Annotated in this window: 18 protein-coding genes; 7 read left to right on the top strand and 11 right to left on the bottom strand. The window is 51.8% G+C overall.

Going from position 1 to position 17,737, the window contains the following annotated elements; all coding sequences use genetic code 11:
- The first annotated feature begins 24 nt into the window (after positions 1-24).
- From LF929_RS00210 to LF929_RS00190, 5 genes are read left to right on the top strand one after another with little or no spacing between them, the layout of a single operon-like run.
- Complete coding sequence (locus LF929_RS00210; RefSeq protein WP_210176846.1) at positions 25-966, top strand: ABC transporter permease; 942 nt, start codon at positions 25-27, stop codon at positions 964-966.
- Position 967: 1 nt separating this feature from the next.
- Positions 968-1,828: an ABC transporter permease gene (locus LF929_RS00205; protein ID WP_226092790.1), complete on the top strand. Its 861-nt coding sequence runs from the start codon at positions 968-970 to the stop codon at positions 1,826-1,828.
- Positions 1,825-3,468 carry an ABC transporter ATP-binding protein gene (locus tag LF929_RS00200; RefSeq protein ID WP_226092800.1) on the top strand — a complete coding sequence of 548 codons (1,644 nt, stop codon included), beginning with the start codon at positions 1,825-1,827 and terminating at the stop codon, positions 3,466-3,468. Before LF929_RS00205 ends, LF929_RS00200 begins: the two co-directional genes overlap by 4 nt.
- 27 nt (positions 3,469-3,495) lie before the next feature.
- Entirely contained in the window at positions 3,496-4,536 is a 1,041-nt protein-coding gene (locus tag LF929_RS00195) for a putative FMN-dependent luciferase-like monooxygenase (RefSeq protein WP_210174807.1), read from the top strand.
- Positions 4,533-5,669, top strand: coding sequence for an alkylhydroperoxidase domain protein (locus LF929_RS00190; RefSeq protein ID WP_226092789.1), 1,137 nt, complete (start codon positions 4,533-4,535; stop codon positions 5,667-5,669). The genes LF929_RS00195 and LF929_RS00190 overlap by 4 nt, the downstream gene beginning before the upstream one ends.
- A gap of 274 nt (positions 5,670-5,943) precedes the next feature.
- Here the strand turns inward: LF929_RS00190 and LF929_RS00185 are convergent, their stop codons facing one another.
- The 4 genes from LF929_RS00185 to LF929_RS00170 form a co-directional block, all read right to left on the bottom strand.
- Positions 5,944-7,113 (bottom strand): cupin-like domain-containing protein, encoded by a 1,170-nt coding sequence (locus tag LF929_RS00185; protein WP_226092788.1) that lies wholly within the window; start codon positions 7,111-7,113, stop codon positions 5,944-5,946.
- A gap of 95 nt (positions 7,114-7,208) precedes the next feature.
- Positions 7,209-8,531, bottom strand: a complete 1,323-nt coding sequence (locus LF929_RS00180; RefSeq protein WP_226092787.1) for a hypothetical protein — start codon at positions 8,529-8,531, stop codon at positions 7,209-7,211.
- Entirely contained in the window at positions 8,500-8,973 is a 474-nt protein-coding gene (locus tag LF929_RS00175; protein WP_019844209.1) for a glycine-rich domain-containing protein-like, read from the bottom strand. Before LF929_RS00175 ends, LF929_RS00180 begins: the two co-directional genes overlap by 32 nt.
- Before the next feature lie 80 nt (positions 8,974-9,053).
- Positions 9,054-9,191 (bottom strand): hypothetical protein, encoded by a 138-nt coding sequence (locus LF929_RS00170; protein WP_172640051.1) that lies wholly within the window; start codon positions 9,189-9,191, stop codon positions 9,054-9,056.
- Positions 9,192-9,744: 553 nt separating this feature from the next.
- Between LF929_RS00170 and LF929_RS00165 the strand changes: the two genes are divergently transcribed.
- Positions 9,745-10,065, top strand: coding sequence for an NIPSNAP family protein (locus LF929_RS00165; RefSeq protein ID WP_016941601.1), 321 nt, complete (start codon positions 9,745-9,747; stop codon positions 10,063-10,065).
- Positions 10,066-10,162: 97 nt separating this feature from the next.
- Here LF929_RS00165 and glk read toward each other — a convergent pair whose 3' ends face one another.
- Both glk and LF929_RS00155 read right to left on the bottom strand, forming a co-directional pair.
- Positions 10,163-11,131 (bottom strand): glucokinase, encoded by a 969-nt coding sequence (glk, locus tag LF929_RS00160; RefSeq protein WP_016941602.1) that lies wholly within the window; start codon positions 11,129-11,131, stop codon positions 10,163-10,165.
- A 162-nt stretch (positions 11,132-11,293) separates the two neighbouring features.
- Complete coding sequence (locus LF929_RS00155; protein ID WP_210174804.1) at positions 11,294-11,584, bottom strand: DUF3861 domain-containing protein; 291 nt, start codon at positions 11,582-11,584, stop codon at positions 11,294-11,296.
- Between the two features lie 107 nt (positions 11,585-11,691).
- Between LF929_RS00155 and LF929_RS00150 the strand changes: the two genes are divergently transcribed.
- Complete coding sequence (locus tag LF929_RS00150; RefSeq protein WP_210174803.1) at positions 11,692-12,132, top strand: MarR family winged helix-turn-helix transcriptional regulator; 441 nt, start codon at positions 11,692-11,694, stop codon at positions 12,130-12,132.
- A gap of 37 nt (positions 12,133-12,169) precedes the next feature.
- Here LF929_RS00150 and LF929_RS00145 read toward each other — a convergent pair whose 3' ends face one another.
- The 5 genes from LF929_RS00145 to LF929_RS00125 all read right to left on the bottom strand — a co-directional run bounded on the left by LF929_RS00145 (position 12,170) and on the right by LF929_RS00125 (position 17,427).
- Entirely contained in the window at positions 12,170-12,646 is a 477-nt protein-coding gene (locus tag LF929_RS00145; protein WP_210174802.1) for a GNAT family N-acetyltransferase, read from the bottom strand.
- 3 nt (positions 12,647-12,649) lie between these two features.
- Positions 12,650-13,924 carry an MFS transporter gene (locus LF929_RS00140; protein WP_210176850.1) on the bottom strand — a complete coding sequence of 425 codons (1,275 nt, stop codon included), beginning with the start codon at positions 13,922-13,924 and terminating at the stop codon, positions 12,650-12,652.
- A 101-nt stretch (positions 13,925-14,025) separates the two neighbouring features.
- On the bottom strand, positions 14,026-14,766 hold the full coding sequence (locus LF929_RS00135; protein WP_210176851.1) for a 2OG-Fe dioxygenase family protein: 741 nt from the start codon (positions 14,764-14,766) through the stop codon (positions 14,026-14,028).
- Positions 14,767-14,826: 60 nt separating this feature from the next.
- Positions 14,827-16,233 (bottom strand): acetyl-CoA carboxylase biotin carboxylase subunit family protein, encoded by a 1,407-nt coding sequence (locus LF929_RS00130; RefSeq protein WP_210176852.1) that lies wholly within the window; start codon positions 16,231-16,233, stop codon positions 14,827-14,829.
- 33 nt (positions 16,234-16,266) lie between these two features.
- Positions 16,267-17,427, bottom strand: coding sequence for a KamA family radical SAM protein (locus tag LF929_RS00125; protein WP_210174798.1), 1,161 nt, complete (start codon positions 17,425-17,427; stop codon positions 16,267-16,269).
- Positions 17,428-17,737 lie beyond the last annotated feature (310 nt).

The following is a 17,737-nucleotide window of genomic DNA, read 5'->3' as shown; positions in this document are numbered from 1 at the left end:
GGCATCGGCGACGGAGGGCAAAATATGCGCATAGCGTATCTGGCAACACGCCTCGGACATGCACTGCTGGTGCTGTGGGCAGCATTTACCTTGTCGTTCATGCTGCTACAGGCACTGCCGGGTGATGCGGTGCTGATCAAATTCATGAACCCGGAGCTGGGGCTCAGCGCCAGCCAAATCGCGCAATTGCGGCTGGCCTACGGTGCCGATGTGCCGTTGCTGACCCAGTATGCAGCGTCACTGTCACGCCTGCTGCATGGCGACTTTGGGCTGTCACTGCAGGCTGGGTTGCCCGTCAGCGACTTACTGGCAACCAACCTGCCCCCCACCTTGCTGCTGGCGGTGCTGGGGTTCGGCGTGGCGTTGCTGCTGGCGATCACGCTGGCGTTTCTCTCGGCGCTGGCCCCATTCGCCTGGCTGCGCCAGCTCTTTCAGTCCGTACCGTCGCTGTTGATATCTATCCCCACGTTTTGGCTCGGCATCGTATTGATTCAGGTGTTTTCCTTCCGGCTGGGCTGGATTTCGGTGATCAACCCCGGCGAATGGGAAGGACTGGTTTTGCCAGTCCTGACACTCTCCGTACCGATTGCCGCTCCGATTGCTCAAGTATTGATGCGCAGCATCGATCAGGTACTGGCACAACCGTTCGTGGCGGTGGCGCGCGCCAAAGGCCTGAGCCGCCAGAGTGTGTTATGGCGTCATGTGGCGCGCAACGCCGTGCTGCCTGCGCTGACGCTGGCAGGTCTGCTACTGGGCGAATTAATCGCTGGTGCACTCATCACTGAAACCGTATTTGGCCGCAGCGGGCTGGGGCAGTTAACGCAGGAAGCGGTCAACACGCAGGACGCCAGTGTGTTGCAGGCCATCGTGCTGATTTCCGCCACCGCCTTTGTGGTCGTCAACCTGCTGGTCGACCTGCTCTACCCGTTGCTTGATCCGCGGCTGAAAACCGCATTGGAGGTGTGATATGGCGAGCATTCAACTGGAAAAAATCACCTTTCCGCTGCTGCGCAAAACACCGCGTCTGCGCCGTTATGCCACGCAGCCCGGTCTGGTACTCGCCTGGCTGGTGCTACTGGCCGTGGCACTGTGGGCACTGTTCCCCGGCCTGTTTACCCATGCATCACCGATTGAGGGTGTGCCGGGTGCACAACGGCTGGCACCGGGTGGGGCGTACCTGCTAGGTACCGACCAACTGGGGCGAGACCTCTACACCCGCATCGTCTATGGGGCGGCGCACTCACTCTCCGGCGCGGTAGTAGCCGTATCGCTGGGTTTGGTACTCGGCAGCCTGCTGGGGCTGCTGGCAGGCGCGGTAGGTGGAAAGCTGGATACCGTGGTGATGCGCAGCGTCGATGTGCTACTGGCTATTCCCGGTTTGCTGCTGGCGCTGAGCGTCATCATCCTGCTGGGGTTCGGCAATCTGAATGCGGCTATCGCGGTGGGCGTGACGTCGGTGGCGAATTTTACCCGGCTGGTACGTACGGAAGTGCTGCGCGTGCGCCGCAGCGATTATGTTGAAGCGGCGTTTGGCAGCGGCGGCACCTTCTTTGGCGTGCTGTGGCGCCACATTCTGCCTAACTCGCTCACCAGCGTACTGGCATTCGCCGCATTGCAATTCGGCAGCGCGATTCTGGCACTCGCCACGCTGAGTTTTCTCGGCTACGGCGCACCACCGCCAACGCCGGAATGGGGATTGCTCATCGCCGAAGGCCGTAATTATCTGGCCACCGCCTGGTGGCTGACCACCTTCCCCGGCCTGCTGGTGGTCGCGGTGGTGCTGGCGACCAATCGCATCAGCCAGTCTATTCGGAGGCCAACGCGATGAGCCTGCCGCTGAGTTTACAACACAGCCCGGCCACACCGGTGCTGGAGCTGGAAGACGTCGCTATCGCCTACCGCGATGACGACGGTGAACGCACGGTCGTAGAAGGGGTGTCCTTCGTCATTCAGCCCGGCGAAGTGGTGGCGCTGGTAGGAGAGTCCGGTTCCGGCAAAACCACCACCGCGCAAGCGGTGATCGGCCTGCTGGCACACAACGGTCGCCTGACTCGTGGAGCCATTCGCCTTAACGGCACCGAGATTAGCCGGTGGTCGTCGTCACGACTGGACAGCATTCGTGGCCGGGTGGTCAGCCTGGTGCCGCAAGACCCCGGCAGTTCGCTCAACCCGGTGAAAACCATCGGCGATCAGGTCGATGAGATGTTGCGGCTACACCAAAAAAGCGATCGCCATAGCCTGCGTCAGCAAACGCTGACGCTGTTAACACGCGTCGGGCTGACCAGGCCGGAGCTGCGCGCCAGCCAGTACCCGCACGAGCTATCCGGTGGCATGAAACAGCGGGTGCTGATCGCTATCGCCATCGCCTTGAAACCGGCATTGATCATCGCCGACGAACCCACCAGCGCGCTGGATGTCACGGTGCAAAAACGCATTCTCGACCTGCTGGACGAACTGCGCCGGGAGAACAACACCGCCATTTTATTCGTCACCCACGACCTCCGGGTGGCGGCCGAGCGTGCCGACCGCCTGCTGGTGTTCCAGAAAGGTTATATTCAGGAGCAGGGGCCAGCCCGACAGGTGCTGAGTGCGCCGCAAAGCCAGTACGCCCGCACCCTGCTGGCCAACATCCCCTCGCTGACTCACCGTCCATCACGTGTGTCGGTGAACCGGCCTGCCGCCGGTCAGCCGATGGTACAGGTGGAACAGTTAGTACAGGAATTCCCACTGGCGGGCGACCATAAGCAGCGATTTAGGGCGGTGGATACGGTGTCGTTTAGCGTAACCCCTGGCACCACGCACGCCATTGTCGGCGAGTCCGGCTCCGGCAAGACCACTACCGCGCGCCTGATTCTTGGCTTCCAGCGCCCAACGGCCGGCCGCATTCTGATCGACGGCACCGACATGACGCAACTGCGCGGCGAAGCGCTACGTCAATTCCGTCAGACCATTCAGTTGGTTTATCAAAATCCGTTTAGCTCACTCGACCCGTCGCAGCGGTTATTCGATATCGTGGAGGAACCGCTGCGCAACTTTAACCGCCACTCTCGCACAGAACGGGCGAGCCGGGTTCATGAGATGTTCGAGCGGGTGGCGCTGCCTGCCTCGCTACTGCAACGTCGTCCGGCAGAACTGTCCGGTGGCCAGCGTCAGCGGGTCGCCATCGCTCGCGCGCTGGTGCTGGAGCCGAAAGTGCTGGTGCTGGACGAAGCGGTCTCCGCGCTGGATGTCACCGTACAAGCGCAAATCCTGCGCCTGTTGGACGAGTTACAAGCCTCGCTGGGGCTGACCTACCTGTTTATTTCCCACGACCTCGCCGTGGTACGGCAGATAGCCGATACCGTTTCCGTGCTGTACCACGGCAAACAGGTGGAGTCCGGGCCAGTAGATCGCATTTTTGCCCAACCGGCTGAACGTTATACCCAGGAACTGATCGAGGCGATTCCCGGTCAGCACCACGCCTCTTAAGGGACACACTACACCAAGGATTTAATCATGACTCAAAAACGTCTGGGGTTTTTCACCCGCTTGCTGGATGACGTACCCGCCGGGCAACGTTACCGCTTAGCCGCTGAACAAATCATCAAAGCTGAACAACTGGGCTTCGATAGTGCCTGGGTGGCACAGCATCACTTTCACGCCGACGAAGGCGGCCTGCCGTCACCGTTGGTGTTTCTGGCGCAAGTCGCCGCGCAAACCCAACGTATTCGGCTTGGTACCGGGGTGATTACCCTGCCGATGGAACACCCGTTGCGGGTGGCGGAAGATACCGCCGTACTTGACCTGCTCAGTCACGGCCGGTTGGAAGTCGGCATCGGCTCCGGCGGCACGCCGTCATCGTTCGCGGCGTTCGGCCATAACAGCGAACAGCGTGGCGAGATTCTGGGCCGCTATCTGGCACAGGTACGCGCCGCCTGGGCGGGCGAACCGCTGAGCGCTGATGGCAACCAACTTTATCCAGCCGCTGCGCATCTCAATCGCCGTGTATGGCAGGCCACGTTTTCCGTGGAAGGCGCTATCCGTGCCGGTCGGGTCGGCGATGGGCTGATGCTGTCCCGTACCCAGCCGCGCCCGGAGGCTTTCCCGGATGCCACGCTGGCCGACTTGCAAAATCCGATGATCGACGCCTATCTGGAGGCGCTGCCGTCCGGCGTCACACCGCGCATCATGGGTTCGCGCAGTGTGTTCGTCGCCGATGACCGGGCGCTGGCGCTGCAACTGGCGCAAACCGGGCTGCAACGTTCCGCCGCCCGGCTGGCCCAGTTGGGCCGTCCGGCACGTAACGGCTCGGTAGAGGAGCTGATCGCCTCATTCGACAGCCACGTTGGCACACCGGAAGACGTCATTGCCTCACTACAGGCGGACAGCTCGCTGGCGCGGACCACTGATCTGGCGTTTCAGGTGCATTCTATCGACCCGCCACACGCCCATATTCTGCGCTCGCTGGAGTTGATTGCCACCCGAGTTGCCCCCGCACTGGGCTGGTCGCCGGTAACAGACAAACACACCCGCCCGGTCGGGCAGGAGGTCGCATGACACAGTCAACATTCGATATACAGTCAACATTCGATATAGTGGATACGCTTTCGGAAATTGCACCGGATTCGCCGCTGGCGCAGGCCAGAGCGACGCGTGATGCCGCCACCCGGCATACGCAAGGCAGCTACGACGCGCTGTTCAGCCAGACGACAAGCGACACGTTACCGCTGGCATTGCGCTTTTTCATCGCCGAAAAGGTCAGCGGCTGGCATCAGAACGCCCGGTTACAGCACTTTTATGCCCAACGGCTGGCGGATTTTCCGGCCCCGACGCCCGGCGTAGCGCTGGACCTGACGCTGGAACATGCCGAACGTCTGGCATTACAGCCCATCACCGCACAACCGGAGTCGTTACAGGCACTGCAACAAGCGGGTTGGGCAGTAGACGACATCGTCACCCTGTCGCAACTGGTCGCGTTTGTCAGTTTTCAAAGCCGCTTGCTGTACGGTTATCGACTACTGGCTGGTCACGCCGAAGAACGGGCACCCGTTGCACCCGCCGCTGTCGCTGGTCTCTGGCATACCCAGGCGCTGACCAACAGCGGCAAAACCGCTCCGAATGCGTTTACACAGGGTGAACTCGGCTGGGAACCGTGGCTCCCGGCCAAACCGCTGGCGGAATTTACCCCGGATGAGCAAGCCATTCTGGCGCGTTTCGGTCATACCGATTCCGACTACTTCCGCTTGCTGGGCCGCAATCTGCCGGTGCTGGAGCAACGCACCCTCACCGACAAGGGCATCTTCTATACGTCCGGTGGACTACCGCGTCAGGACCGGGAACTGGCTGCCGCCGTCGTCAGCAAGGTAAACGGCTGTATTTATTGCGCCTCGGTACACGCCCGCAAAGCCAGCCAACTGTCGAAGCAGCATGACGCCGTACAACGCCTGCTTGACGTACCACCGGGGGAAGATCTTGCCGCCGGACAGCACCCACGCTGGCAGGCGATCATCACCTTCGCCGCCCGGCTCTCCACCACGCCATCGCAGGCCAACGCACAGGATCTGGCGCGCCTGCATAAACAAGGGCTGGACACGCTGGAGATTCTCGACCTGATTCAGTCCACCGCGTTTTTTGCCTGGGCCAACCGGTTGATGCTGACGCTGGGCGAGCCGTTCTGGCCGGGGCGGTAAATCAGATTTAGAACTGATCCCAATAAACGTCATTGTTACAGCCCATTCAGACACAAACAGCATACAGGCTGTATGCCATATACGTTGAACGGAAAAATCTATTACTCGATACAATAGAAAAAGACAGTGAATAAACCGAAGCATACTTCAGTATGTGAGAATTTTGTTCACTGTCTGTAATCCAAACAACAAGGAAAAGAACACGCCTGGATAACCAAGATGAGAGAAATATATCGACTAAAGATATTGGTGTTATTTATTTCTAAAACTTAGCTCACCGCCTTGCTTCGATTGTTTGATAAAAATAATTGTATCTATCATCCCCCTCAAAAATAATTTGAATAAATTCGTCCTCTATCAATTGAGCACATATACTAATAATGGCTTCAACGTCAAAATTGGTTTTTCTGGCAATAGATGCTATTGAATTAAAACCATCAAAAAATGGGAATATATCAACCAAAGTTTTATTTTTAACTGGAAATATCCTACCGTTATTTCTATTTATTAGTAAGTATTCATATTGATAAGATGTATCTATACGATAGATCTCATTCCTTACAAAGGATGAAAACCATGGAAAAAAAGGTTCAGAAGACTCATCAAGATTTTCTAATTGAAACTGGATACGACGCTTCCCGACCAATTTAGGATAGATGAATCGTCTAAACCTATTCACAATATGTATTAATGAGATATTATAAAAGCATCGTTCTCTTTTATAATGTGAAGTCAATGAAATATTTAATTCTTTTTCCCTGCTTTTTATTTCATGAAAACACCAAGCCGGCATAAAGATAGCATCACCCGGCCCTAAATCGAATTCATACTTCTCAACATTAAATTCATTAATTTCATTTAATTTCCTCTTCAATTTATGAGGTTGACTGAAATCTAACAATTTAAAAACATTAAGGGACTCAGGGATAATGGTGAAATGCTTCCACCCTTTAACTTGAACAAAAAAGGTATCAACTGGATCAGCATGTAATAAACTCTCTGTACCTCCATTTGAAACCCAGTGATTATGCAGATAACTACCTATCATGTAGTCTTTGAAAATGGTTCTTTCGGCTAAAAAGTCATCAAACTCATTGTTTCCACAAGTTCTATAGGTCTGCCATCCATACCTTTCTTTTTCATCTCTTTGAAAATAAGTAACATAATATCCACCTTGATCTTTTTCAAACATTTTCTCCAGGTCAAGAAGAACGGCACGCCCTTTAACTTCAGAAATGAGCGGCTTTTCTGACCAATAAGCACCTGAATGAAAAGAGGATTCAAATTTTTTATTATTTAATTCAAGGATATTAACTACAGAAATGCTCTCCAAATCTTGACAAATATTCATGTTTCTGAAAACACATGGCTTTGTCATATTTTTAGTTTCTTTCCTTAATAAATATCTATCTAATTCTTTTCCATTAAGTTCTATCTCCTTCATTTATCCCCCTTAATTTTTATCCCAATAATGAAAAACTGATGACAATTATCGTAACCTACATATACTGTAGGACTAATCCGACCTTCACTTATCTTTTAACTCTCCCCACCTATACTTCGCCCCCCAAAAGACCCATTGTGACAGCCACCCTGAGATAATGTCTTACTCTTTACCCTAAGGAATAAAAATAGACATATAATAAAAAGACAAGCAGCCTGAACAATAATGAAACTGGGCACATTCATACTGCTAAAAGATGGCATCCATATAATAGGTAAGAAAAGAATAATCAGAACAATGTTAGCAACTCCCTGGGGAATAAGCGTATCATTTATTGCCCTCAAATGTGACATACCAAGCTGCATATAAGATGATGTAATAAAAAGCAAGAATATAGATATATATACAGATGTATTGTTAAGTAATGCACCATTTCCATATAACATCATAACTTCTTTCATAAAAAATGAGAGAAGCAACATAATAAACAAGCAAATTAAAAGTATTAAAAATAATCCAATCTTGAAAAAACCATATTGCTCCGGAAGCTTCCTCTCACTAACAAATAAGCTATGTATCTGAGAAAAGGCTCCAACAGGAATACTAATCAACCCTATAACACTCATTATCACTGAAAGGTCAGAAACATATAAAGGATTAATCCCCATTAGTCTTTGAGTTAAAAGAAAATAGACTAACTTCTGTCCAGCCAGACCAATAGCTATGGGTGAGCCAAAATTAATCAGTTGACTAGTTGTTCTCTTATAATTAAGATCTTTCAATTTAAAACCTATTTTCTTATAAAGAAGAACCCCACCATAAAAAAAGAAAAATGAGACTTCTATAAATAAAAAAGACCAGAAAACATAAACTGCCTTCATATCATTCAAATAAAAAGAGATTAATGAGATTAATAAGGAGGAAAGTAAAGAAAGAAATAACTTTACTTTAGCAATAAATCCACTACTTATAAAACTCTCAATAAAGAAAAAAAGATAATTATTAAATATCAAAAATGGAACACAACAGATATATACCAGATAAGACTCTTTATCATACAAATCCAGAAAAAATTTACCAATTCCCCACGATATAAAAAAACCAGATATTGAAAGTATAATCGCCAGTGGCATACCAGACAGGAATATAGCGCCACCCGATTTTCCATCTCTCTGCCCACTTGTAACCAGATTACCAATCATAGCTAAAGGCATTGAGAGGATTGTAATAGGAAGTGCAAACATAGCGGTAAAATAACTAAAAATAGCCAACTCTTCCCTGTTATATCTAGCCATAACAATGGTTATTATCATAAATCCAATATAGGGTGCAAACCGACTTACACAAAATGGAAATATCTTTTTATAGAAATTTAAAATATAATCATTATTGTTGCCAAATATTAAGCATTTTTTCACCAAATTCCTCCTCATAGATAAATTGGGTGACTTCAAATGCCCTCTGGAGATTCAGATAGTCATCATCACCTCTCATACCGAAATAAGGATAGTGATGGAAATAATAGCCAAATATATTCATACTATCTTTAATATAGCTTCTGGTATCAAGAATATGATGATGCCAAAACTCATCAACCTCAACAGTAGGAACAATTATCTTTATTTCCTTTCCATATTTTTTATTAAGATAAATAAAGTTCTTATAATATTGTTCAACCATAGAAAACTCATCATCACTCCAGACTCGACATACTAAGGGGTCATAGTTAGTTAGTTTCATCCTGATATTACTAAAATCCATTTCATCAATGTATTGAACAGCACTTTCTAGTGTCGGCTCATTAGTAACATTAGGAGAACACATACTATGTGGTAGTGTTTTTAATATATCATCAAGCATAAAAAACCTTAAATAGTCACCACCTCCAGAGGAGGTGGTTTATTACTAACAATCAAAAGGAAGGCAATAGCCATTTTTTATTACCAGCCGCCGCCACCTTGGCAATGACCACTATTTCCAGTAGTGGAACCACCAATATAAAGTGACTTACCATTAACATTTTGCTTTGGCTTAATAGATTTCTTCATGGACTTCACAACTTCGATGATGTTTTTCATATTGACCTTTATCTCCTTTAATGAAACAGCAAACAAAAACTAAAAAAAAACCAACATTCACTCAACAAAAACAAAATTTATTTGTGACGTAGATCACATTAAAATTTAATTAAAAAAAACAAAAATCAAATTAAATAAAAATAAAGAAATAACATCATGTAATCATTTTAAATAAATATAAAAGCAATCAACACATAGTCGGAAATATACTGATTTAATGTAAATTAGAATGATTAAATTCACAGTATATGCCTACCTAATCATATTGATTACCAATATATCCTGCATAATTCGGGTTGCGGGAACACAGCTTGCTGCGGCCCTGAAAGGGAGAGACGCAAGGATAGGTCGACTAACGCATCCAATACACTTGCAACGTGAAGTATGACGGGTATAGCTATCGCTTTTCACCTCAAAACATATCAATGAAGGAGCAAACAAGGTGCATTGCGTGCGTTTTTCACTTTCGGCTCATCTCGCCCGCACAAATGGCGTCATTCCCCGCACATCAGATCATCAATACTCCGTACTCACCACACACTCAGGAGATGTCATGATGTCTGTCTTTCAGTTAAGAACCTACACATTGAAAACGGCGGCAGCGGCCAGCCAGTACGCTGAAATCTGGTATCGTCACATTGAGAGCCTGAAACTGTTCCACATCGCAACGCACGGTGTTTTTCGCCCGCAGGAGAATGACCGCCAGGTGGTGGCGCTGGTGAGTTATGCTGACGGCGTGGACATTCAGGCAACGACGCTCGCTTACATGTCCAGTGATGCATTTCATGCCGATATGGCGGGATTTGAGATGGCGATGATCGAAAATGTAGAGGAAACGCAACTCGTTGCTTTACCCGCCTCACCGCTGCAATAACGCTAATCCCATTCTGGGGAATACCTGCCGTCAGGCAACCTGTGGGTTACCTGACGGCGTGACCACCAGACGGAAGGTGGCGGCTGGATAACGCGGGTTACAACGTCTGCCCCAGTGCCTGACGCAGGTACGCCCCGGCACCCAGTAGCCCCGGCTGCGGGTGTGTTATCATAAACACCGGAATATCGGCCAGATAATCGCGAAAACGGCCTTTGTCTTCAAAAGCGCTGCGAAAACCGGAGTTACGGAAGAACTCAAGAAAACGCGGCACAATCCCGCCTGCGATATAGACGCCGCCAAACGTGCCAAGATTCAGCGCCAGATTGCCGCCAAAACGCCCCATCAGCACGCAAAATAACGACAACGCCCGCAAACAGTCGACATCGCTGTGCGCCAGTGCGCGTTCAGACACTATCTGCGGTGTCAGCGCTTCCGGCACCCGATCATCTGCTTTAACGATCGCGCGGTAAATATTCATCAGACCCGGCCCGGACAGCACACGCTCAGCGGAAACATGCCCTAATTCCTGACGCAACACCTGCAAAAGGATGTCCTCTTCTTCGCTATTTGGCGCGAAATCGACGTGGCCGCCTTCACCCGGCAGGCTCAGCCATTTCCCGTCAACCGGTAACAGATGCGCCACACCCAGCCCGGTCCCGGCACCGTATACCGCTACCGGCTTGCCTGCCACGGGCGCTTCGCCCCCGAGTTGAATCACGTCTTCTGGCGTCAATACCGGCACCGCCATGCTGACGGCGGTGAAATCGTTGATCACGGCCAGACGATCAAATCCCAGATTCTGCTGCATCGCCGAAATGGAAAACGCCCAATGGTGATTGGTCATCGACACCCAGTCGCCGGTCACCGGGCAGGCGATAGCGATACAGGCCGCTTTGATGGTGAGATCCGCGTGTTCTGTCAAAAACAAACGAATCGCCTCTTCCAGACTGTCGTGTTCCTGAACCGCGTATTGTTTGCTGTGCGACAGATGCCCATTCGCCAGTTCACACAAGGCGAGACGGGCGTTGGTGCCGCCGACATCACCTACCAGCGCATACTGATGCATAAATTACGTTCTCCCATTGAAATGTCACCATGCGTGCCTGGGCACACAGAGAAAGCTGTGCGCCGCTACGCGAATAGCAAGGCTACGCGAATAGCCAGCACACCGAATCTCGCTCATCTTCACTGGTCATCCATGTCATCGGGGGAAACGTAACGCGATAAATCAGGCCGTTTCCCCCCGTTTCAGCCGCAGCATAAAATCCCGAAAAGCGGGGATCAGGTCACGAAACAGCGCCTCTTTGCGGTGGACCATCATCACTTCGCTAAATAGCTTTAGACCTGTGCAAAACGCGGCGACGTCCGAGTCCGGTAAGATCCCTTTTGACCGAACTTTCTCAATAATTTCCAGAATATCGTCATGGTTGGTGGCGTCAAACGTCAGTGAACGATTTTGTGGCTTATCGTCGCGATTATCGGTGAGATTTTCCAGCGTGATACGATAGTGATAAGGCATGGTTTTATCCTTGCGGCTACATGATGTGATGAGATGGGCGGTGATCTCCGCCACATGGTTGATAATATCAACCATATAACCGAATAGTTGATAAGGTCAACAAATTAATGCATGACACTCTTGATACCCAGACGTTTGAGTTGCTGGGCGAAGTGATCCACGGAGTTAAACAGCGGCTACAGGAGAGCGACGCACTCACGCAAACGGGACTCGCCCCGTTTCAGGCGCGTACATTAGGATTGATTGCCCGTCACCCAGGTCAAAGCCAGCATTTTCTGGCGCAGTACATGGGTCGGGATAAGGCGCAGATTGCCCGCCTGCTGAAAGAGCTGGAAACGCTGGGATTGATCACCCGTGCGCCTTCACCCATTGACCGCCGGGCACAGGTGGTATCACTCACGACAAAAGGTGAAGACACCCACCGTCTTTTTGCGCAGGCGCGCACTGATCTACTGCAGCGTGCCTTTGTCGACGTAACAGCGGAAGAACGCCGCCAGTTCGCACGGGTATTGCAGAAAATGAAGGCAAATCTGGTCGCGCCGGACTAGTTACCTGACTTTGGACTAATACCTGACTGACGCCCCGTCACGCCCCGGTATGCAGGGTATCCGTACTTTGCGCACCCGGCTGGTAGATATCCTTGCGAACAAACGTCCAGGCATAGTCCTGACGATTGATAGGCTCGTATCCGATTTTCTGGTACAGCCACGGCGCAGTGGAGGTCAGCAGCAACTGACGGCGCAGGCGTTGCAGCCGCGGGTGCCGGATGGTGCACTCCACCAGAAAACGCCCTAACCCAGCCCCCTGATGTGCAGGTAAAACAAAGACATCACACAGATAACCGAATGTGGCGAAATCCGTCACCATACGGGCAAAACCAATCTGACGAGCCTGATGGTACAACCCAAAACACAAACTGTTGGCGACAGACAGCGCGACCGTTTCCCGGTCGATACCCGCGGCCCAACTGGAGGTGGTGAGGTAACCATGAATGATGTCCAGGTCAAGCCGCCGCGGATCCGTCGAAACCTGATAGTTCTCTTGTTCCCATTGTGCTGACACTGCTTACTCCTTCTGGCCGTGATGAGAATTCATCATCTCACCAGAGCGCCTTGCTGCACAACGCTGACCATAACGGTAGACCCAGACTTGCACCACCAGCAACATGGTCAGCGGCAAACCGTGGAACAGCACAATCACCGCCGCAGGCGTCCACCAGACATAGAATGGTGCCACCAGCAGCATGCCGATACCGAACCCGGTCATCTGCATCAGCGTCAGCAGGCTAAAAATAGGTAACCGTAGGGATTCCGGCTCGCTTTGCGCACGGGAAATCAGGCTCACTTCCGCCACACCATCGCCAATACCCGCCCACACCACAAACACCAACAGCCACGCCAGCCCGGTTTGCTGGAAGGTCAGAATAAAACCGGTGGACATCAACGCCACCCCGATAAAAAAGGCCCGTTCCATTGTCCGCTGCTGCCCTTGCCGGAGCAAAACGCCGCTCCCCCGCGCCCCTGCGAATTTACCCACCGCCCATAACGCCAGCATCAGGCCCATGGTCTTACTGGCGCTGTCGGGCGAGATCAATGCGGACAAGACCGGAAAGCCCACGTTATGCGCCGCACTGCCAAGCGTATCCGCCATACTGACGATCAGCATGCCTGCCAGCATCGGTGCGCCACGCAACCCTTCCCGCAGTTGCCGCCATTCGCTGAACCGATCGCGCTGGCTCGCCCGGGGCTGCGGTGTTTCAACCATGCGTAACGGCAGAATCAACAGCGCGGCGGCCAGATAAGTGGCGACATTTAGCATAAAGACCACCGGGTAGCCGAAACCGGCGACCAACAGGCCCGACACCAGACTGCCTAATACCGCGCCACTGGCTGCCACCGAGGTCAGCCAGGCATTGGTGGTCAGCCGCAGGCTATTCTCCACCCAGTAAGGCAACTGGCTGTTAAGCCCAATCGCAAACATGGCATTCCCCACCCCGACCCCGAGCGCAATCACCGGTAATAACGGCAGTTGCCACGCAGGCGGCAACACCAGTAATAGCGAAAGCAACGCTGCCCGCAGCAGGTCAAACCCCACCAACGACGAACGTCCCTGAAAACGTCGAAAAAACGGTGTACCCACAAGACTTGCCAGCAACCCGCCCGCCACCCGACAAGCCAGAAAAATACTGACGTTTACCACACTGTTGCTCAGCAGATAAACGTAGGTGGACAAGGCCACCATGTTCAGAAAGGCGCCAAAATCGGAAATAAAACGCGCCGCGATAATCAACCCGGCGTTACGCCGGGATTGCCCGATGTCACTCTCATGATGCTCAGCCATGACGGATTACCCTTTGTTTTCCCTGTGATGTTCCCTGTTGTAGTGAGTGTCTGCTGTATTACCGACTGTATTACCTGCTGTTTTGTCTGTTGTCTCGTCTGCTAGCGCTCCTGCATCGGCCGGAACGTCACCAACAATAAATCCCGGTAAGCTGACGTCGCCTCTGCGACCGGGCAAACCGGTCCGGCACGGTGATATAACGCTTTATCATCCACAATCAGGGTCTCCAGAAACCGGTTCATTGCCGTTGCCAGCAATGGCGGATCATGTTCCTCGGCGGTGGTGAAAATTTCGGACACCACCGGCTGCGTCCCCTTACTCTGGATAAAGTGCATGCAGATCCACGCCATCCCATCCTGATGGATGCCAGACGTGGTCGGGCTGCTGTTACCTTTTTCCGCCCTGACCCGGAACTGATGGATGTCGATAGCATACGACTGATCGGCGGCCATCCACGGGCGTATCATCGCCATATCGGTTGCTACGATGCGTTGTAGTAACGGATGGTGGATAAACCCCGCTTCGGCATACTGCAGGCGGTTTGGCCCCGCTTTGTAATCAATGTTGTAGGTAACCGTAGAGCAATAATCCGCATCCGTGTTCAGTTGCAGCGAGCGGTCAGGATGGCAGAAAAACCGCAGGATCCGCCGTTCGCGGCGGGTATAATTTTTAAAATTTTCATCCTCGACCAAATTATCCCAGTAGGCTTTGAAGCTCTGTTCTTCCTCAGGCTCTACGGCAATCCATTCCTGGCTGGCATGAAGATGACAATACCCCTGTTGCCTGAGTTGTTCGGTAATGCCGTCGGCCATACTGCCGACATTGAACCTGTTTGCATTCATGTTGTTTGCATTCATGCTGTTTATATTCGGCCTGTTGATATGCATGGTGGGTTTCCTGATTTAGCGCACGACGGCGGTAGCGGGCGACACGCCGCTGTCGATGTCACTCGGTGTTGGACCTATCATCGGGCGAAGATGGTGTTGCAACGTCTCATACAACGCCTGCGCATCCTGTGCGGATGCAACCCGAGCCCATCCTTTGAACAGGTAGTGTTCTTCGATATCCGCATCCACGTAATGCCCCACCGGATAATGGCCAAACGCCAGCACAGCCGGGTGGCGCTCCACCCACGACAGGCCGTGAAAACCGTTGAAATAGCCACTGGTGGGAGGATAAATTGCAAACATGGCATAGTGCTGAGTGTTGCTGGAAACCCGCTCACAGGCCATCTGTAGCGATGTCTCGACCCCGTTATCCGCCAGTAATAAAGACAGGTACAGATCGTACGGGTCCAGCCCGGCGATATCCTGAAACGCCGCGTTCACATACAACCCACCCAGACGCGGATTGACCTCGATAACCACCGGCCCTGACGCCGTCATCCGGAATTCGACGTGTGCCACTGCGTAGGTCAGCCCCAACGCCTGCAAACAGGCAACGGCATAGTCCTGAATAAGCTGTTGCTGACGCGCAGAGAAAGCCACCGGCGGTGTAATCAGCAGATTTTCCAGCACGGTCGTGCCCTGCGTGGTCAGCAACAGTTTTTCGTTAATCAGAACCGGGAAAACCGTCTGCGATGTCGCCACGCACTCCACACTCCCTTCAATGCCGTCAATATAGGATTCCAGCAGTACGGAACGGCCTGGCACATAGTGGTGTGAATATCCGTCAAGATCGGTAAAACGGCATGATTCACCGTAAAAACTGGCTACTGAAGCCCGATCATACTGTTCGATAAACTGGTGGTAATACGCCTGCAACTGCGGCCAGTCGACGCATTTACGAATAAACGCGGAAGCCGCCCCGTAGGGCGGTTTCGCAATCAGCGGGTAGCCTACCCGCTCGGCTTCGCGCTGTAATTGCGCTTCATCGTGGCACAGCGCGTACGCCACCGACCGCACACCGGCCCGCTCCAGCGCCTGTCGCATCAGGAACTTGTTATTACACTGCTCCACCGCTTGTGCCGTGCTGTAAACCAGGCCATGACGCTGGCACAGCTCCGCCACCAGACACCCCATCTGCCCAAGCGGCGAGGCGTGCCCGGCATGGCACAAGACTGCCCGCACCTGATAACGCTCCGCCAGTTGTTGCAGCAGCGCATCCAGCGAAGCCACCGACAGCGTCGGCAGCCAGAACACGTCATCGCTGTCTGCTTCCAGCCGCTGTCGCTGCCGGTGACCGGTCCATGCCGCCGTCAGGCACAACAGCCCCCGACGGCGCGCTGCCGCAAAGTGCGGCTCACGGTAGGTATAGACCGGCACCGCGGTATCATTCACATCCACAAATAAGATGGCTTCGGGTTTCATACCTTTTTCTCCTTGTGTCGCCACGTGTGCCGTTTAACTGTCCTGCCAGCGACAAACATCGCCCTGCCAGTTGGTGAAACGGTAAAAGCGCTCGCCATCGATGTCTTCAAACTGCGGCATGTCTTGCGCACTGCTCAGCAATGGGACGGTGAACTTCCCTTTCGCATGGGGCAGCACATATTCCGGCAAGGCAATATTGGATACCCGACGTTTCAACCGGTTCATGATGGCAATCGCATCGCGGATCGATGCTTTATATTCCGAGGCACCCGGAGAAAAAGGCATGAAATGATATAAATAATAGGGCTTCACCCCCATACGATATAATTCAATAAACAACTGCCTGAGCGTGTCTTCATTGTCATTGACACCACGCAGCAGCGGCATATTGGAAAACACAATCGGCACGACCTGCTGAATACGTTTTACCGCATCACGAAAGGCATCGCTTAATTCCAGCGGATGGCACACATGCACCCCAAAGGCATTGACGCGATGACGACGCAGAATATCCAGTAACGTGTCGGTAATACGATAAGGGTTAAAGGTCAATGAGCGGGAATGAATACGGATTAACAGGGAATCACGGATATTACGGATTGCCCCCAGACATTCATCCAGTTTCGCGTCCGTCAGCATCATCGGATCGCCGCCACTGAGAATAACCTCCTCTACACCTGGCGTATCGCGGATATAATTCAGTGAATCCTGAAAGGCTTTTCTTCCGGCATTTTCTTTTTCCGAATCGACCTTTAACGTCCGCAGTGCTTCAAAGCAGAACTGGCAGTAGGAATTACAGGTATTCACCATCCGCAGAATGACCCGATTGTCATATTTATGCTGACAAATCGGCGTTTTCATTTCATGCGACAGCTCCCAGTTTTCTGATTCACCGTCGTAACCGGTCGCGCCATCATCGAGCCAGAACGGCACCACCTGGCGCCACAACGGGTTGTCGACAATATTCTTATACCCGGCTTCTTTTATCAGGTTGGCATAATACGGCGTGATCTGCATCTTACGACTGGCAAGATTATGGGTAATTCGCTGCGCGATTTCATCACTCCAGCCGCCACAGGCTGCCCGTAATGCTGGTTCATCACGAATGGCATTTTTCTGCTGCCAACGCCAGTCTGTCCACCCGGAACGCCCTTCTGCCGGGAATAACGCCAGTTCGGTTACCGATATATCCATATTGCCTCCGTGTTTCACCGTATTTATAGAGATACAACACCACATCAGGCTGCGAACCATTATTTCCATCACAAAGAAGAGCAACCGATAAATAACCGCATCACGTCAGCACTCAATAAGCAAACGACTAACGTGAAAAGATAAAAAGCGCTTCTCTAAAAAGAAATAATGGTATCAGACAGATGACAAATCACCTTGATATCCCTGTTCCCTGTTGCACTCGTTACCGAAGAAAACACCTGACGTTACAGGCAGTAATAAATAAAAAACACCTTTCCAGAGATAAATGCACACACAGAGGCGTCACCAC

This window comes from Dickeya oryzae, from assembly GCF_020406815.2.
In the GTDB taxonomy this organism is placed as follows: Bacteria; Pseudomonadota; Gammaproteobacteria; order Enterobacterales; family Enterobacteriaceae; genus Dickeya; species Dickeya oryzae.
The sequence above is the reverse complement of the archived record's forward strand: the minus strand, read 5'-3'. Positions and strand labels throughout refer to the sequence as shown.

Bases quoted from the DNA above. Each gene is read 5' to 3' on its own strand.
- LF929_RS00190 (WP_226092789.1), top strand. From the start codon at position 4,533: ATGACACAGTCAACATTCGATATACAGTCAACATTCGATATAGTGGAT.
- glk (WP_016941602.1), bottom strand. From the start codon at position 11,131: ATGCATCAGTATGCGCTGGTAGGTGATGTCGGCGGCACCAACGCCCGT.
- LF929_RS00150 (WP_210174803.1), top strand. From the start codon at position 11,692: ATGCATGACACTCTTGATACCCAGACGTTTGAGTTGCTGGGCGAAGTG.
- LF929_RS00135 (WP_210176851.1), bottom strand. From the start codon at position 14,766: ATGAATGCAAACAGGTTCAATGTCGGCAGTATGGCCGACGGCATTACC.
- LF929_RS00165 (WP_016941601.1), top strand. From the start codon at position 9,745: ATGATGTCTGTCTTTCAGTTAAGAACCTACACATTGAAAACGGCGGCA.
- LF929_RS00185 (WP_226092788.1), bottom strand. From the start codon at position 7,113: ATGAAGGAGATAGAACTTAATGGAAAAGAATTAGATAGATATTTATTA.
- LF929_RS00140 (WP_210176850.1), bottom strand. From the start codon at position 13,924: ATGGCTGAGCATCATGAGAGTGACATCGGGCAATCCCGGCGTAACGCC.
- LF929_RS00170 (WP_172640051.1), bottom strand. From the start codon at position 9,191: ATGAAAAACATCATCGAAGTTGTGAAGTCCATGAAGAAATCTATTAAG.
- LF929_RS00175 (WP_019844209.1), bottom strand. From the start codon at position 8,973: ATGCTTGATGATATATTAAAAACACTACCACATAGTATGTGTTCTCCT.
- LF929_RS00210 (WP_210176846.1), top strand. From the start codon at position 25: ATGCGCATAGCGTATCTGGCAACACGCCTCGGACATGCACTGCTGGTG.
- LF929_RS00155 (WP_210174804.1), bottom strand. From the start codon at position 11,584: ATGCCTTATCACTATCGTATCACGCTGGAAAATCTCACCGATAATCGC.
- LF929_RS00205 (WP_226092790.1), top strand. From the start codon at position 968: ATGGCGAGCATTCAACTGGAAAAAATCACCTTTCCGCTGCTGCGCAAA.
- LF929_RS00125 (WP_210174798.1), bottom strand. From the start codon at position 17,427: ATGGATATATCGGTAACCGAACTGGCGTTATTCCCGGCAGAAGGGCGT.
- LF929_RS00195 (WP_210174807.1), top strand. From the start codon at position 3,496: ATGACTCAAAAACGTCTGGGGTTTTTCACCCGCTTGCTGGATGACGTA.
- LF929_RS00130 (WP_210176852.1), bottom strand. From the start codon at position 16,233: ATGAAACCCGAAGCCATCTTATTTGTGGATGTGAATGATACCGCGGTG.
- LF929_RS00200 (WP_226092800.1), top strand. From the start codon at position 1,825: ATGAGCCTGCCGCTGAGTTTACAACACAGCCCGGCCACACCGGTGCTG.